Origin of the sequence: Paraburkholderia rhizosphaerae (genome assembly GCF_004366595.1) — a bacterium.
GTDB classification, from domain to species: Bacteria; Pseudomonadota; Gammaproteobacteria; order Burkholderiales; family Burkholderiaceae; genus Paraburkholderia; species Paraburkholderia rhizosphaerae.
Map to the genome: position 1 here is coordinate 1 of NZ_SORE01000042.1, position 16,578 is coordinate 16,578.

Below are 16,578 nucleotides of genomic sequence, written 5' to 3' on the forward strand. Positions count from 1 at the left end.
GAAAATGGAAAACCCTCTGGAATCAGGAAGGCGACGTGCTGACCACGCTCGTGCGGTTACCCGCCGCGTCGTAGTTGTAAGTGACGGTGGATGTTCTGGAGCCGTCGGTATAGACGACCTTCGTCAATCGCCCCAGCGCGTCATAGGTGTAGGTCGCATTGCTCGCGGCAAACGCGGTTGCCGCGGACACGAGCAACACGATGGCGCCTACCACACCGACCGCTCGACACACCCGCTTACGCGACCGGCTTTGCAATACCTCGCGCCGCCGACACAACGAAACAACGACAGACCTTTCTCTCATATTTTTTATCAAGATGCCTAACTAATTCAAATACCAATTGCCGATAAATTCCGGCCCTAAACGGATCGGAATATTACATATCGCCAACCTCCACGGCAACACCAAATACGCTAAATAAGCTCGTTTCGCTGACTAAATCAGCTAATTTTCCGCGGTTCATCCGTGAATCATCGAGTTCATTTGGCCATCTTAATTTCGAGATATAAATCATTCGCTCTATTAACTAGTTCCATGATAAACTGCGCAGCCAAAACGCGAAAGCCGCACGGCCCGACATCATAGACACCGCTACCCAAAACCGTCAGCCCTTCCGCCCATTCCTTTTCCACGCGCACCCGTCAACCATGCGAAATACAGCAGGAAGAAGTGAACGAGGTTTTACTCTGCTCGAACTGCTGGTTGTGCTGGTCATCATCGGCCTGCTGGCCGGAATCGTCGGTCCGCGGCTATTTGCCAACGTCGATAAATCCAAGGTCACCACGGCAAAGGCCCAGATCGATGTGCTGAATAAGGCAGTCGACCAGTTACGGCTCGATATCGGCCGTTACCCGACAACTCAGGAAGGGCTGCCTTTGCTGATGTCGCCGCCTACGGACGGCACACCGGGCTGGAACGGACCGTACCTCAGCAAGCCCGTACCGCTCGATCCGTGGGGCAAGCCGTACCGCTACGCATCCCCAGGTGCGCGCAATAGCGATTACGACATCGTCTCTGATGGCGCCGACAAAGCACCGTCAGCAGACAAGCCCGATGCCGAAGTCGGAAATTGACAAACGGGTAACCGGTAGCGCACCGCTTTACGCTTATGACGAAATTTGTCTGGTTAGGCCTGAGCGCCCGAGGAGAACTGCGGCAGCACGACCTGCTTGCATCACGTTACGAAGACGCGAAACAGGAAGCTGCACGGCACGCGAGGACATTGGGCATGCAAGTCGTCGAAGTGCGTGCAGCTCACGTCCGCGCCGCAGATTCGTCTCGTCCGCATTTTTCGGTCGTCAGCCGGCTGCGCGCTGCACGTTTCGATGTGTCGCTGTTCGCGTGCGAGTTGTTGGCGCTATTGCGCGCGGGGCTCACGTTGACCGAGTCGCTCGAGGCGCTCGATGAGCGCTCGCGGCGCGGCAAAAGCGCAACGGCCATGGTCGAAAATGATCACCGCGTCCTGTCCGGCCTGATCCTTTCGATGCAACAGGGAAAGTCGCTATCGTCCGCGTTGAACGACTATCCGGACCAATTCCCGGGCCTGTTCGTCGCGATGCTGGCCGCGAGCGAGCACACCGGCGAATTGCCGCAGGCGCTTGAGCGCTATCTTCAATACCACGCCCAGGTAAGCGTGGTTCGGCAGAAGCTGATATCGGCGTCGCTCTATCCAGCGATGCTTCTGCTTGTCGGCGTCTCTGTCGCGTTCTTCCTTATCTGTTTTCTGGCACCGCGCTTCGGACACGTGTACGACGGAATGACGCACGTGGAGCTGCCTGCTATGTCGCGCTGGCTGATCGGCTTCGGGCTTCTCGTCAGCGACCATGCCGTCGCATCCACGCTCTGCGTTGCCGCCGCGCTGACCGCCATTATCGCGGCACTCATGCAGCCTGCCGTGCGGCAAAAATGCGTCGCATTGACCGCTCGACTGACCTGGATCGGTCAAATCCTGAAGCTGTCCCAGCTGGCGCGTTTCTATCGTTCCGTGAGCATGCTCCTTCATGGCGGCGTGGCCCTGTTGCCCGCTCTCGACATTACACGCCATCTGTTGGGCGGTGCCTTGCAGAGCGGACTCGCACGGTCGATGGCATGTATCGCACAAGGCAAGACGCTGAGCGAAAGCCTGCAGCAAACGGACCTGCTGACGCCCATCGCGCAGCGCCTGCTGCGCGCGGGCGAGCGAAATGGACAAATTGCCGGCATGCTCGAACAGGCGGCGCTGTTTCATGAGCGTGAGATCAGCCAGTGGGTCGAACGATTCTCCCGTCTCGTCGAACCGGTTCTGATGCTGCTTATGGGACTGGGCATCGGGCTCATCGTGGTGCTTCTGTACCTGCCCATCTTCGATCTGGCGGGAAGTCTGCAATGAGCGAGCGAGCGCCTGACAACGCCATTGACGCACGCGACACACTCATCGCACGTGCGCAGGCGCTTGCCCGTACCGACGGCACGCCGGTCATCGTCGCGCTGGAAAACATCGGTGGACTTTCCGCCGATGACGCCTTGCAACTTGCCGGCCACGCATGCCGATCGCAAGTACTCAGCCTGGCCGGGATGACGACGATGGCCCCGGACTTCTCCGGCTTCAGTTATGCAGAATGTCTGACGCACAACTGCGTCGTGCTGCGCGAAGCGGCAGACGAACATGCGGCCATACAGGAGCATATCTACCCGGTCTTCGTCTGCGACGATCCGTGGAACCGCGCGCTAACCACGCTGGCGAGCTACCGCATCACCGGCTACTTCGATCTCGCGATTGCGCATCCCACCGAACTGAAGGCACTGCTTGCCCGTTTCGACGCTCATCAAGAAGCGCTGTCGCAGCTGATCCGCCTCGACGACGCGAACGCGGCCGCGCAAGATATCGAAGAAATTTCGCTGACGTCGATCGCGAGCAACGAAAGCCAGGTGGTCCGTCTCGTGAATTCGACGCTCTATGACGCGCATCGAAATCGCGTTTCGGACATCCATTTCGAGAACTCGATGCGTGGACTGACTATCAAGTACCGCATCGACGGTGTCATGTCGACCGCACGGGCACTACCGGACCCCGCGCTCGCCGAGCAGGTCGTTTCGCGTCTCAAGGTGATGGCGGAACTGGACATTGGCGAAAAGCGGATTCCTCAGGACGGACGCTTTTCGGTGTCCATCGATAGTCGCGAGATCGATTTTCGCGTATCGGTGATGCCCGGGCTCTTCGGTGAGGACGCCGTGCTGCGCATACTGGATCGTCAATCGCTGACGTCCGACATCGCCCAGTTGAATCTGGACATGCTGGGAATCGATGTATCGACGTGCGACGTGATGCGCCGACTGGCGAACCAGCCCTACGGCATGCTGCTCGTCACGGGCCCGACCGGCTCCGGGAAGACCACGACGCTCTATGCGACGCTGTCGGAAATCAAACGCGGCGAAGACAAGATCATCACCATCGAAGACCCGGTCGAGTACCAGCTCGAAGACATTCTGCAGATTCCGGTCAACGAAAAGAAGGGGCTGACCTTCGCACGCGGTCTGCGCTCGATACTTCGTCACGACCCCGACCGGATTCTGGTCGGTGAAATCCGCGATCGCGAAACTGCGGAGATTGCGATTCAGGCGGCGCTCACGGGGCACCTCGTCTACACGACGGTGCATGCCAACAACGTGTTCGACGTGCTGAGCCGGTTCCGGCATATGCAGATCGATCCATACAGCTTCGTCACCGCACTCAACGGCATCGTCGCGCAGCGACTCGTGCGGCTGAACTGCCCGCAGTGCGCGGCGCCATTCTTACCCGACGACACGCAATTGCGCGAATCGCACATGATGCGAGATCAGCTTTCCGGCTACACGCTAATGAAAGGTACTGGGTGTGCGAGCTGCCGCGGCGGCGGCTATCGTGGCCGCCGTGCATTGACCGAAGTCCTCGTGCTGGACGACGAGTTGCGCGAAGCGATTCTTCAGCAGCTGCCTGCGGCACAGCTCAAGGAAATGGCGCGCCAGCGCGGTATGCGCTCAATGCGGGAGCTGGCGATCGACGCCGTGCGTCTCGGACAAACCACCCTCGAAGAAATCAATCGTGTCACTTTCGCTGAGTAGGCAACTCCATGCGTTGACCGCACGGATACAGCGCCTGCCGATCGGTGTCGGCCGTCGCGAGCGGCTATGCATCTATATCGGCGAAAACTGGGCCGCCGCGTGCGCGAGCGCCGGCCCGCTTCAGCGTGTCGTCCGTATGAAGGCCGTCATTTCTGCCGCTTCGCAGCACCACGACGCGACGGATATCGGGCCGATTCTCGCTGAAATCGAAGCGTGGCTGCGCATGCATCACATCCGGGCGACGATTAACTGGTTTATGAGTATCGCCCACGTGCGCTATCTGCTCTTGCCTTGGGACGATCGCCTCGCAAGCGATTCTTTTTGCGAGACCCTCGCGGCCGCGATGTTCGCGCAACAGTTTCCGGGTGACACGCGGAACTTTGCAGCGTACCAGCTTCGACTGGGCCCGATTGCGTACGGGCAGCCACGCATGGCCGCTCTCGTTCCACACGCAATCGTTAGCCTCATCACTGTGTCCACCCGTCGGTGCCACTGCCGGATCGGCCGTATCGTTCCCATGCTGAGCGTAGTCTGGAATCGTTATGTTGAGCAGTTCAACGCAGAAACCGGCGTGCTCGCGCTCATCGAAGGCGAGCGTCTGCTGCGCGTGGACTACGACCGGGGCCGGATTGCATCGTTAGCGATTGAACCGTATTCGCCGGATCGAACGCGAGCGGCCAGGCTCGACGGATTCCGCGTGTTCCCCGCGGCGGACACGAACGCACCGGCTAACGCACGGTTGACGTTGCCGGATCTCGCCCCCGACGACGACCCGCGCCTCGCCTATGCGCTGTGTGGGCAGTGCCGATGACGCGCCTACGCTGGGATTTTTCTGGCCGGCATCGGTGGGCCACGCGCTCGTCGCTGGCCTGTGTTGTCGCGCTAGCGGGTTGCCTGCACGCGCTCTGGTGGCGCGACGGTCTGTTGCACAAGCGCGAAGCATTGCTCGCGCGGCCCCGTCAAACTCAAACGGTCGCCGGCGGCCGCGGCCATCGTATTGCCGCTGCGCCGTCTCCGGTGCTGACGCAGGTGTTTGAGGAAATGCGTTACCCATGGAACGACGTGCTTGACAGCCTGCAGCGCGCAACCAAACCGGGCGTCGACCTGCTCGAGCTCGGACCGGACGGGGTCGCTGCACAACGCATGCGCATCCAGGGTGCGGCGACCGACGCACAGCGCGTCTTCGATCTGCTCGCCGCGCTGCAGAACGATTCGTTGTGGTCGTCAGTGCAACTTGTCAGCCAGACGCGAAACGACGGCACTGACGCACCGGGCGGCAGCGGCGCTGCGCCTTCCCCGCCGCTACCGCCCGGTCTTTCCGGCAGCGTCAGGTTTTCGCTGGCAGCTCAATGGAAGCGACCGTGAACGCGACGTTGCTCCGATTCTGGCGCATCAGCCGTTGGCATCTCAAGCGCATTGCAAACGGGATGAACTGGCAACGCACTACCGCGGCCGGTCTTCTCATGCTGTGGGCCGGACTGATGGGCGTCATCGACTTGCCGCTGCAACGTGAAACCCGGCAGATCGCTGAACGGATTTCAGGCGACATCGCGCATGATCCGGTGGGACCAGGCGCGGTACCGCACGCGCCCGACGATTTGACGGGCGATTTCGTCGCATCGTTGCCCGCTTTCGATCGATGCACGGAGCAGCTACGTTCGTTGAACCTGCTCGCCGAAAAAAGCGGCGTCATGATCGCCTCGGCACACTATCGGTACGAGCCGATGCCTGGCCTGCCCATTACGCGCGTGACCGTCGGAATGGACGTGCGAGGTAATGAAAAACAGCAGCGCCGGTTCCTTCAGATGATGCTGAACGCGTTCGCCAATCTGGCAATCTCGCGTCTCGCGTACAGCAAGGGTGCCGAAGAAAGCGACAAAGGCGCACTCCGACAGAGGCTGGATATTCACATGTACTTTCGGGCAAACGCAAAAGCGTCGACATGAACCTCACTCTTTCGCCGCCCCTGAGACTTGCACTGATCGCAACGGCAGCAGGTTGCACTGTGATGCTGCTGCGCCCCGAACCGGTCGAAGCACCCGGGCCAGCTAGTACAAAGCTCGCGCGCGAGACACGCGAACCCCGGGTTGCTCGCGGCGACGCGCCGCCGGACGTGCATCCGTGGCGCCGGCGCGCATTGCCGGAACCCGAGATACCGGAACCCGCTGCCGGGGCGACTGCGCAAAACCCTCCGTTACCACGGCAAGACGCAAGCACGCAGGCAGGTTCGACGCCACCATTGCCGCCGCCGATGCGAAGCGCTGCCGCACAGCCGGACATCGTTTATCTGGGCCGCCTGATACAGGATGAACGGACCCAGGTATTTTTCGCAACGAATGGCAGCGCGGTGGCACTCGACACAGGCGGCGTACTGAACGGCCGCTGGCGGATCGACGCGATTTCCGCAGCGGACATTACGCTGCGCGATTTGCAATCCGGAGAAACGCGGCACATCGCGACGGCAGAAAGTGACAACGCAAGCGCCGCTATCGGCGCCGCACCTGCGCAGGTCGGTCAGCGCTTTCTTGCGAGTCATGCAGGTGAAACAACCACAGATTAAACCTCAGCAAATGGGTACTCACCGTAGTGTCGGCAGCGGGGTTGCCGGCTGATGTCCATCTACCGTCGACATTTCGTGCGGATCGCGTCTACCAGCGTGGTCCTCATTGCGATCAGCGGATGCGCCGGTTATAGCCAGTGGCGTGACGGCACGAACCTGATCAGCGAAGGCAAAGTCAGCGAAGGCCTGACACGCCTGCAACAGGCGGCGCAAGCGAATCCGGAACAGTACCGGATGAAATACATCGCCGAACGCGACCGCGAGGTCCGGTCCATCATGCGACAGGCGGCGTCTTTCCGGTACGCAGGCCGTACGGACGAAGCGCTCGACGCGTATCGGCAGGTGCTCCAGCTCGACTCGCACAACGTCGAAGCGTCGCGCGGTATCGAACTGATCGAGCGCGAGACACGGGAAAAAATCGAGCTGAGCGACGCCCGAGCCGCATACGCCAAAGGCGATGCCGCGACAGCACGTCAACTGCTCAACGCGATCCTTGCCGAAAGTCCCGGTCAAGTCGACGCCCGCCGGCTATTGCGGCAACTGGACTCGCACCACACGCGCAACGCGTTGCTGTTGCCGGCACTGAACGCGGCGCTTCAAAAGCCCGTGACGCTCGAACTCAAGGATGTCGATATCCGCTCTGCGCTGTCGATTCTCACGCAGACATCGGGTATCGGTTTCGTGCTGGACAAGGACGTCAGTGCCGATCTGCGCGCGACCCTTTACGCACGCGATACGACGATCGCGGATGCGCTGAACCTGATCCTGCAGACTTCTCAGTTGGACAGGAAGGTACTGAACGACACGACGTTGCTCATCTATCCGGCAACCGAAGAAAAGCGCAAGCGCTACGAAGACCTGATCGTCCGCTCGTACTATCTGAATAGCGGCGACCCAAGAAAACTGCAGGACATGCTACGCACGCTCGTGGCGCCGAAATCGATGTATGTCGACGAACGCCTGAAGATGCTAGTGGTGCGCGACACCGAACCGGTACAGGATGCGATCGTCCGGTTGCTGGACCTGTACGACATTGCTAGCCCCGAGGTGATACTCGAAGTCGAGGTGCTCGAGGTCAATTCGAACGATCTGGTCAACGTCGGCATCCAGTTTCCGACCAGCGTCAGCGCAAGCCTCGTCGGACCCGCCGGCGTACCCGCGAGCCTGACGATCGACCAGCTGAGAAATCTGAACCGGAATAGTTTCCCGTTGACCTTTCCCGACCCGATCGCCGTGCTCAACCTGCGCCAGATCAGCGGCAGCACGCGTACGCTGGCCAATCCGCGCATCCGTGTACTAAGCCACGAAAAGGCGAGCGTGTTGATCGGCGACAAGGTGCCCGTAATTACCTCCACCGTTAACCAGACGTCCAGTGCGATCACGGAGTCGATCAACTATCTCGACGTAGGGCTCAAGCTCGAGGTGGAACCTGAAATACATGTCGATAACGATGTAACGATGCGCGTCGCGTTAGAGGTCAGCAATATCGTCAAGGAGGTCCGGTCTTCATCGACCGGGTTGCTCGCTTATCAGATCGGCACGCGAAACGCGAACACCGTGCTGCGTCTTCATGAAGGCGAGACGCAAGCGCTAGCGGGACTGATCAAGAGCGAGAGTCAGACGTCGGGCAGCCATATTCCGGGCATCGGCAAGATTCCGGTGCTTGGACGTCTTTTTTCGAACGACAGCGATAGCAGTACCCGATCTGAGATCGTTCTGCTGATCACGCCGCATCTGACGCGTTCACTCGCGATGCCGGACGCCTATGCACAAGCGTTTCCGAGTGGGACCGCCGAACAGATTTCGACGCAACCGCTACGCCTGACGCCTGCGGCGCAATACAGCGACACGGGTAGCGTGGGATCGGGGGCCGCCGCGATCGATCGCGCCTATGCACGTCCTGCATCGGTGAACGACATCAGTCCGATACCCTCTTCCCCGCCGCGAGGCGCCGTCGCGTCGCCAGCGACATCGCAAGATGGTCTCGACGTCGTCCAGTTCGGCCTGAATGCACCGTCGCAGGTCGCGCGAAATAGCGTGTTTGTCGTCGACCTGCTGGCAACCGGTCGCGGCTTCCAAAGAGCGGAGTTGGATCTGGTACTGGATCAGCCTGGTTTGCGGTTATTGAAGGTCGAACCGCATAGCGGTGTACTGATCGACGCAAAGCCGCAGGGTAACGGGCTTCATATTGCAATCGGCAAGGTCACACAGTCTGACGGTCCGCTCGCCGCGATATCGCTCGAGACAGACCCTCCCTCCAATGGACCAGTCAATCTTTCATTGCAGAATCTCCATGTCGAAAACGCAAGCAACGCACCGCTTTCAGCGGCGGTCGCGCTGCCCAGACCGATCATCGTGTCGCCGTGAAATGAAGCGTCAACCATTCCAAACCGGCTTCACGCTGATCGAGATGGTCGTCACCGTGGCTCTGGTGGCCATCATCGCGTCAGTCGTCACACCCATTGCACATATGCAGATTCAGCGTCAGAAGGAACGCGACCTTAAAGCGGCGCTACGGGAGATTCGCGCGGCGATCGATGCCTACAAACAGGCCGGCGACGAAGGCCGGATTGCACGCTCGGCCGAGTCGACCGGATACCCGGAATCGCTCGATGAACTGGTAAAAGGCGTGACCGACATGCGCGATCCGAAGGGCCGGAAAATTTTCTTTCTGCGGCGAATACCGCGTGACCCGATGAGTCCGACATCCCAAGGCCCGGCTGGCGACGACTGGGGCAAACGCAGTTATGCAAGCGAGCCGGACGATCCGCAAGAAGGCGACGATATCTATGACGTGCATTCGCGCAGCAACGGCAACGGGCTCAACGGCATTCCTTACCATAAATGGTGACCCCAGGATGCGTGCACACGGCAAAAGCGATGCGTTCACGCTGATCGAACTGCTCGTCGTCCTCGCGATTGTCGCGACGCTTCTGTCGATCGTCGCGCCGCGCTACATTCACCAGACCGATCGCGCGAAGGAGGCGGCATTGAAGGAAAACCTGTCCGTCTTGCGCCGTGCGTTGGACGAGTACTACAGCGATACGGGCCACTATCCGGAAAAGCTTGTGCTGCTCAGCGAACGGCACTATCTGCGTGCGTTGCCACTGGACCCGGTCACGAGCCGGTCGGACACATGGATTCCGGTTTTGGGTACAGGCGACGACGATAAAACCGTCGTCGATGTGAAGAGTGGAGCGCAAGGAAAAGCGCAGGACGGGTCGGAGTACCGCTCATGGTGAACCGCCGCACGTTCTTGTCGCGCCAGCGAGGCGTCACGTATTTCTGGACACTGATGATGGTGCTGCTCATCACGCTGGGGGTCGGCAGGCTGCTGGAGAATATGCGGATTTCCGGCCAGCGCACCCGTGAAGCGGATCTGCTTTATATAGGCGGCCTGTATCGAAACGCTATCCGGCAATATGTCCTTGCGACACCCGTCGGCAGCCGACGATACCCGGAAAAACTCGACGACCTGCTGCGCGATCCGCGGTATCCGGTGACGCGCCGCTATCTGCGCGCACTCTATCCGGACCCGATCACTGGAGAACCGTTCATGTCGATCGCTTCTCCGGAGGGCGGTGTGCGAGGCGTGCAAAGCATGTCGCAGCAAAGACCGCTGAAGACAACTGGCTTCGACGTGGACAACGCGTCGTTCGCGCGAGCCAGCCGGTATCAGGACTGGCAGTTCGTCGATGCTCGGTGAAGCTGCGGCAAACGACACATCATGACGAACAAAGTTGCAATCAGTTCGTCAGCCGTCGATCACGCGTCGCCACGACAACAGCTTCTGCTCGAACGAAAGCGCTGCATGGGCCGGGCTAGACGACGGGAGTACCAGGGTTTGATACCCGGCCGCGGCAATGACCGGTTCGAATCGCGCCGCAGTCTTGCCATTGAAGCAGACCTTGCTGAGGCGCGGCGCGTACTCGCGCAATGACGCAAAATCATTCGGCGTCGCGTCGCGAATCGCCGCGTCGAGACTCCCTTCGCGCGTGCACGCGGCAAGCACGTCCCAGACGCCGATTCCATGCTTGAGTACTCGTTCGAGGCGAGTCGGATAGTCCAGTTCGGCGAGCGGTTCGCCGATCACCGCACCGAGCAGTTTCCAGAACTGGTTGCGCGGATGAGCGTAGTACTGCGTCGCCGCAAGCGATGCCCCGCCCGGAAAGCTGCCGAGGATCAGCGTATGCGTGTGACCGGCGACGACAGGTGGAAAGCCGCGCAGCATTAGCGTTCTGTCTCGCTATCCGGGTGAATGGCTACGCCGCTCGCGGCCTCGCGAACCGCGCTGCGCGCCACGCCAGCCGCAGCATGTGCTCCGCCCTGATGCGAGCGCGCCGCCGTATGCTCGAGCGGCCGACCGTGTTCGCGCGGAATATGCCGTTGCTGCTGCGCCACCCGCGCCCCCGCCGAGCGCGCCGCAAGACGCGCCCACAGCGCGGGCAGCATGCATTCGGTGACCATTAACGGCGCACCATGCCGCTCGAACACCGAGCGGCGCGCGACCAGCGTATGCGGATTGCCCTCGTTGCAGCGATCGATCTCACGCGCGGCCAGCCGAAACAGTGGATGTCTCGCCGTCAATCGCCGACTCACTAGCGACGAGCGCGCAACGCTGCTATCGCTATACAGCAGTTCGGCAAGCGGGCGCGTGCGCAGCCGCCGTATGGCCTGCCAGACGCCGGCGCTCGCGGCAACCGGCGCGACGCTATGCGCTGCGACGAACGGCGTGCCGTCCACCGACAACACTACCTCGCGCACCCACACCGGCGCGCGCGGTGCGATGTCCAGTGCGCGATCTTCATCCGCCCAGGGCACCGTCACGGCTTCGCGCGTCACACGCACCGCAACGGCGCCGAGCGTGCGCAAGTGCGCGGTCAGCGAGCCGCCGCGCGTCAGCCAGTCTTTCTGGTCGGAAGTGAAACCGGGAAGCGGAGCGACGCGCCAATGCGCGTCGGCAGGATCGAAACGGATAGACATGCACCCGATTATAGGGTGCGAGGCAAGCCGGCGCAGTGAGGCCGGCGGCCGTCGCCGACGTTGTGGCCTCAGTACCCCATTCCCGCCAGAACCATCCGGAACACTCCCGCTTCAGTACGGAAAGGCCGTGACGATGTGCGTATCGCCCGAGTGCTTGACTTCCATGACCAGTCTCACGGTTGAAGTGCTATTCCCGTTGACACCGGATCCGATCGGTTTTCCAACGTTGACATCCCTGACGGACCGAAGGTTAGCGTCCTGCGCCAACGTGACGGTGCCGGTGGGCGTCGCTTTCGCTTGTTGCCGGAATTCGTCAAACGCGTCATGGACCTCCTGCTTGATAGCATCATCGTCGCCGGCCGCAAACCACTTCGATTTGCGCTGCCAGCCGTTCGCCATCGCGGCGCCGCAGCCTGCCAGCCCATGCTCGGTGAGCAGATGGTCCCAATCGACCGACTTGAGGTTAAGGTCATCTCCCGCAACGGTAATCGGCATTTCGTTCTCCTGTTCCCATGTGACAAGGTCAAATTCACCGTGCTGAACCGCACACACTCGCGGTCCGGCTGAAGAACAGGTTATGTGCGCATACGCTCCGTTATCTGACCGTTTCTGTTCGCTGATGCCGCGCAGAATACCGACCGTCCGCAAGCCGCCCGGTTATCCGCTCGACCACCGGCGCCCATGCGCCCGGAGCCGGCTGCCGGAACAGTTCGACCGAGTCATACCAGCGCTGCGTTTCGCCGATACCCCAGCACCAATGCGACACATGGTCGAGCATCGCGAGCACCGGACGCCCCAACGCACCCGCGAGATGCAACGGCGCGCTGTCGATGGTCACCACGACGTCGAGCGCCGCGACGTGCGCGGCAACATCGTCGAAGCCTTGTCGATAATGCCCAGTCAGGTTGCACACGCTGAAACCGAGTTGCGCCAGCGTTTCGGTTTCGACTTCCTTACCAGGCGTTAGCGGGTGAAACATCACGTCCTTCAACGACCGCAGCGGCAGTAACGCTTCGAGCGGAATCGACCGCTGCGCGTCGCGCCGATGCGTCGGGCTGCCCGACCAGACGAGCCCTGCATGCAGCAGGGGTTCGCCCGCGCAAGCGCGTGAGCGCGCCTGCGCGCGAACGAGATCGCGCCACAACGCGCGCGGGTTTTCGTCAGCGTGCAGATACGCGGCGCCACTCACCTGCTCCGGCTGCAAGCCGATCGCGAACGGCACGCTCATCATCGGCAACGCGTAGTGCGCGTCGCCCGGCAAGCCGTCTTCGATCGCGACGCACGGCTCGATGAATCGCGCGAACAGCGGGTGCAACGGACGCCGGCAGGCCAGCACCACACGCCCGCCTTCGTCGCGCACCCGCGCGGCGAGCCGCGGCAGAAAGCGCACCATCTGGAGATCGTCGCCGTTGCCCTGCTCGCTATGCACCACCAGCGTCTTGCCGAACAACGGCTCGCCGCGCCATCGCGGGTAGTGCCCGGCCATCACATTGACGATGTTGCGCGCTTCACGGTCGGTGCGAGCAAGCCGCGCTTCGTAACGCGGCCATGCGCTCGCCCAGTCGTCCCGCCGCAGTTCGAGTTCAGCGAGATCGACGGCCGCCTCGACGCAGGCAGGGTCAAGCGCGAGCGACGCCCGCAACGCGGCTTCGCTATCGCCATAGCGCGCTTGCTCCGCCAGATACATGCCGATTGCAGCCTGTACCGCCGCGTTACCGGGCACAGACGCGTCGACCACGCGCATCGTCGCTTCCGCCTGCCGCGCATCGCCCAACTGCCATTGCGCATGGCTCAGTTGCCAGGCGAGTTCCGCGTCCGCCGGATTGCGCGACAGTGCACGGCGCGCGACTTGCATGACCGAGTCCCAGTCGCGCCGTTCGCGCAACGCGAGCGCAGCGTGCAGTGGCAGTGCAGGATGGAGGTCCGGATCGAGCGCATAGGCACGCAGTACCGCGTCGCGGCGCTCTGCCGCGGCACTTTCGCCGTGCACCGAGGCAAGCACCTGCGCGAACCACCACGCTGCTCGCGCATCGTTAGGCACTCGCTTTTCATAAGCGTGCAGCAGGTGAATCGCCGCTGCTGGTGCGCCGCATTGCGCGATGATCCACGCAATCCATGCGATCGACCGTTCCGGCGGCGCCATGTCAATCGCCCGCGCGCCGGCCGCGGCGGCCACCGCATGATGGCCGTTGAGATCGGCGAATAGCGCGAGCCTCACGAAGCGATCGGCGGGATACGCTTCCGCGTTCGCCGCGGACGCACTGTGGTACGCATGCTCGAAACGCCCCGCGCTCGCACAAAGGTCGGCATGGAGCTGCGGCGACGCACCGTCCGCCACCAGCGCTCTTGCGCACGCTTCGGCCGCATCGAAGCCTCGTTCGCGCAGCGTCTCGCAAACCACCCGCAAAGGCTCCGTGCCCTGCACAGACAGCGTTTGCAACATCTAAAACACCCTCACTTCAAATCAAACAGACAGCCAGATTCCCACGCCACGCACACCAATACGAACGACATAGTTTCGTTGAAAATTTTTAGTTAGTAAACCATACTTAACCGGTCGTTCAATCTGGCCAATTGAACTTCATCTCGTTAATCACAAAAAATCTTAACGGAGTAGAAATTGATTAAGAATTCGAAAGAAACATCGGATCGGATCGCGCATCTCGCCGCTGTGATACTCGCGAAACTCAATGCCTCTCCGATCGAAAAAGAACTCGCCGGATCGGCGCTTGCACAGCATCACACTTCAAAGCACACGAGTACGGCAATCGGAAAGATAGCCTCGAAGGTGCTAGCCGATGCGCACGCATGCCATGAAGCGAAGGAACTCGCGGGGTCCGTCCTTTCGCAGGTGCGCAATATCAACGAACGCGCTCCGGCACGGTGAGCCGGCAGGCCGTCTCGCGTCTTTTGATCAACCAATAAAAAATGCGCTGCCTAAGCAGCGCATTTTCAGACTTCAGAACCACGCGATCACAGCACGGCCAAATCGACGCGGTTCAGCCCGCCGGTTCAGCCCGCACGCGCAAGCAGCAACGCATTAGTCCGCTTCACAAAACTCGCCGGGTCTTCGAGCGCGCCGCCTTCGGCCAGCAATGCCTGGTCGAACAGCAGATGCGCCCAGTCGTCGAAGTTCGCGCTATCGGTATGCAGGCCCTTCACGAGCGGATGCTCCGGGTTCACTTCGAGAATCGGCTGCATGGCCGGCGCCTTCTGCCCGGCAGCCTTCAACATACGCTGCAGGTAGCCGCTCATATCGTTTTCGTCGGCGACGAGGCACGACGGCGAGTCGGTCAGGCGGAACGTCAGGCGCACGTCTTTCGCCTTGTCCTTCAGCGCTTCTTTCATCCGCTCGACGAGCGGCTTCAGCTCTTCACCGACTTTCTCCTGCGCCTGCTTTTCCTCGTCATTCAACTGACCCAGATCGAGGTCGCCGCGCGCGACGCTGGCGAGCGGCTTGCCGTCGAACTCGTTAAGGAACGACAGCATCCATTCGTCGACGCGGTCCGTCAACAGCAGCACTTCGACGCCCTTCTTGCGGAACACTTCGAGGTGCGGGCTATTCTTCGCGGCCTGCCACGTATCTGCCGTCACGTAGTAGATCTTCGATTGCTCCGGCTTCATCCGCGCGACATACGCGGCCAGCGACACGTTCTGCTCGTCGGTATCGTTGTGCGTCGATGCGAAGCGCAGCAGCTTCGCAATGCGGTCCTTGTTCGCGAAGTCTTCGCCGACGCCTTCCTTAAGGACCTGGCCAAACTCCTTCCAGAACGCCGCGTACTTCTGCTTGTCCGCGTCGGTTTCCCCATCGGCTTCAAGATTCGCGACGTCCTCGAGCATCGACAGCGCACGCTTGGTCACGCCTTCGCGGATCGACTTCACGTCGCGGCTTTCCTGCAGCAGTTCGCGCGACACGTTCAGTGGCAAATCGCTCGAATCGACCACGCCCTTCACGAAACGCAAATACACCGGCAGCAATTGCTCGGCGTCGTCCATGATGAACACGCGCTTCACGTACAGCTTGAGTCCGCCGCGCTGCTCGCGATTCCACAGGTCGAATGGCGCATGCGCGGGCACATACAGTAGCTGCGTATACTCGCTGCGGCCTTCGACGCGATTGTGCGTCCACGTCAGCGGGTCCTGATGATCGTGCGACAGGTGCTGGTAGAACTGCTTGTACTGCTCGTCGGTGATGTCGCTCTTCGCGCGCGTCCACAATGCGCTCGCCTGGTTGACGGTCTCGTCTTCGTCCTTCGTGACCATCTCGCTCTTTTCCGCGTCCCACTCTTCCTTTTGCATCAGGATCGGCAGTGCGACGTGATCCGAGTACTTCTGGATGATCGACTTCAACCGGTACGACGACAGCAAGTCGTCCTCGTCGGCACGCAGATGCAGCGTGATCGTCGTGCCACGCTGCGCGCGCTCGATCGTATCGACCGCGAAATCGCCCTCTCCCGCGCTTTCCCAACGCACGCCTTCCGACGCGGGCAAGCCCGCACGGCGCGTTTCGACGGTGATCTTGTCCGCGACGATAAAGCCCGAATAAAAGCCCACGCCGAACTGGCCGATCAGCGCCGCATCCTTCTGCTGGTCGCCCGACAGCTTGCCGAAGAACTCCTTCGTACCCGAGCGCGCAATCGTGCCGAGGTTCGAGATCGCTTCGTCGCGGCTCATGCCGATGCCGTTGTCGTCGATCGTCACCGTACGCGCGGCCTTGTCGTACGACACGCGAATGCGCAGGTTCGGATCGTTCTCGTACAGCCCATTGTTCTCGATCGCTTCGAAGCGCAGTTTGTCGGCGGCATCGGATGCGTTCGAAATCAGCTCACGCAGAAAGATTTCCTTGTTGCTGTACAGCGAATGGATCATCAGATGCAGAAGCTGCTTCACTTCTGCCTGAAAGCTCATGGTCTGTTGTGCCATGGTCGGAGGTCCTCTCTGTTGCGGGTTGATT

At 61.2% G+C, this 16,578-nt stretch carries 18 protein-coding genes; 12 read left to right on the forward strand and 6 right to left on the reverse strand.

Annotation, left to right across the window (positions count from 1 at the left end; translation table 11 throughout):
- Positions 1-22: 22 nt before the first annotated feature.
- A complete protein-coding gene (locus BX592_RS31925; protein WP_208328011.1) occupies positions 23-214 on the reverse strand; it encodes an RHS repeat domain-containing protein in 192 nt (63 codons plus the stop codon).
- Between the two features lie 434 nt (positions 215-648).
- On the opposite strand from BX592_RS31925, the gene gspG reads away from it, so the two are divergent.
- From gspG to BX592_RS31980, 11 genes are all read left to right on the forward strand, one after another.
- Positions 649-1,074 carry a type II secretion system major pseudopilin GspG gene (gene gspG, locus BX592_RS31930; RefSeq protein WP_134197262.1) on the forward strand — a complete coding sequence of 142 codons (426 nt, stop codon included), beginning with the start codon at positions 649-651 and terminating at the stop codon, positions 1,072-1,074.
- A gap of 155 nt (positions 1,075-1,229) precedes the next feature.
- Complete coding sequence (locus BX592_RS31935; protein WP_166676520.1) at positions 1,230-2,369, forward strand: type II secretion system F family protein; 1,140 nt, start codon at positions 1,230-1,232, stop codon at positions 2,367-2,369.
- A complete protein-coding gene (locus BX592_RS31940) occupies positions 2,366-4,081 on the forward strand; it encodes a GspE/PulE family protein (RefSeq protein WP_134197264.1) in 1,716 nt (571 codons plus the stop codon). The genes BX592_RS31935 and BX592_RS31940 overlap by 4 nt, the downstream gene beginning before the upstream one ends.
- Positions 4,062-4,892 (forward strand): hypothetical protein, encoded by an 831-nt coding sequence (locus BX592_RS31945; protein ID WP_134197265.1) that lies wholly within the window; start codon positions 4,062-4,064, stop codon positions 4,890-4,892. Before BX592_RS31940 ends, BX592_RS31945 begins: the two co-directional genes overlap by 20 nt.
- Positions 4,889-5,446, forward strand: a complete 558-nt coding sequence (locus BX592_RS31950) for a PilN domain-containing protein (protein ID WP_134197266.1) — start codon at positions 4,889-4,891, stop codon at positions 5,444-5,446. The genes BX592_RS31945 and BX592_RS31950 overlap by 4 nt, the downstream gene beginning before the upstream one ends.
- Positions 5,443-6,027 carry a hypothetical protein gene (locus tag BX592_RS31955; protein WP_134197267.1) on the forward strand — a complete coding sequence of 195 codons (585 nt, stop codon included), beginning with the start codon at positions 5,443-5,445 and terminating at the stop codon, positions 6,025-6,027. The genes BX592_RS31950 and BX592_RS31955 overlap by 4 nt, the downstream gene beginning before the upstream one ends.
- Complete coding sequence (locus tag BX592_RS31960) at positions 6,024-6,641, forward strand: hypothetical protein (RefSeq protein WP_134197268.1); 618 nt, start codon at positions 6,024-6,026, stop codon at positions 6,639-6,641. The genes BX592_RS31955 and BX592_RS31960 overlap by 4 nt, the downstream gene beginning before the upstream one ends.
- A 51-nt stretch (positions 6,642-6,692) precedes the next feature.
- A complete protein-coding gene (locus BX592_RS31965) occupies positions 6,693-9,008 on the forward strand; it encodes a type IV pilus secretin PilQ (protein WP_134197269.1) in 2,316 nt (771 codons plus the stop codon).
- Between the two features lies 1 nt (position 9,009).
- Entirely contained in the window at positions 9,010-9,492 is a 483-nt protein-coding gene (locus BX592_RS31970; RefSeq protein WP_134197270.1) for a type II secretion system protein, read from the forward strand.
- A gap of 7 nt (positions 9,493-9,499) precedes the next feature.
- The gene (locus BX592_RS31975; RefSeq protein ID WP_134197271.1) at positions 9,500-9,883 is read left to right on the forward strand and encodes a type II secretion system protein; all 384 of its coding nucleotides are present in this window, start codon (positions 9,500-9,502) and stop codon (positions 9,881-9,883) included.
- Between the two features lie 56 nt (positions 9,884-9,939).
- Positions 9,940-10,347, forward strand: a complete 408-nt coding sequence (locus BX592_RS31980; protein ID WP_134197272.1) for a type II secretion system protein — start codon at positions 9,940-9,942, stop codon at positions 10,345-10,347.
- Positions 10,348-10,395: 48 nt separating this feature from the next.
- Here the strand turns inward: BX592_RS31980 and BX592_RS31985 are convergent, their stop codons facing one another.
- The 4 genes from BX592_RS31985 to BX592_RS32000 all read right to left on the reverse strand — a co-directional run bounded on the left by BX592_RS31985 (position 10,396) and on the right by BX592_RS32000 (position 14,067).
- Entirely contained in the window at positions 10,396-10,872 is a 477-nt protein-coding gene (locus tag BX592_RS31985; RefSeq protein WP_134197273.1) for a DNA-deoxyinosine glycosylase, read from the reverse strand.
- Complete coding sequence (locus tag BX592_RS31990) at positions 10,872-11,624, reverse strand: chorismate--pyruvate lyase family protein (protein ID WP_134197274.1); 753 nt, start codon at positions 11,622-11,624, stop codon at positions 10,872-10,874. The genes BX592_RS31985 and BX592_RS31990 overlap by 1 nt, the downstream gene beginning before the upstream one ends.
- A 111-nt stretch (positions 11,625-11,735) precedes the next feature.
- On the reverse strand, positions 11,736-12,119 hold the full coding sequence (locus BX592_RS31995; protein WP_134197275.1) for a hypothetical protein: 384 nt from the start codon (positions 12,117-12,119) through the stop codon (positions 11,736-11,738).
- 100 nt (positions 12,120-12,219) lie between these two features.
- Entirely contained in the window at positions 12,220-14,067 is a 1,848-nt protein-coding gene (locus BX592_RS32000) for a tetratricopeptide repeat protein (RefSeq protein ID WP_134197276.1), read from the reverse strand.
- A gap of 177 nt (positions 14,068-14,244) precedes the next feature.
- On the opposite strand from BX592_RS32000, the gene BX592_RS34720 reads away from it, so the two are divergent.
- Entirely contained in the window at positions 14,245-14,511 is a 267-nt protein-coding gene (locus tag BX592_RS34720) for a hypothetical protein (protein WP_134197277.1), read from the forward strand.
- Between the two features lie 125 nt (positions 14,512-14,636).
- Here BX592_RS34720 and htpG read toward each other — a convergent pair whose 3' ends face one another.
- Positions 14,637-16,547 (reverse strand): molecular chaperone HtpG, encoded by a 1,911-nt coding sequence (gene htpG / locus BX592_RS32010; RefSeq protein ID WP_134197278.1) that lies wholly within the window; start codon positions 16,545-16,547, stop codon positions 14,637-14,639.
- Positions 16,548-16,578 lie beyond the last annotated feature (31 nt).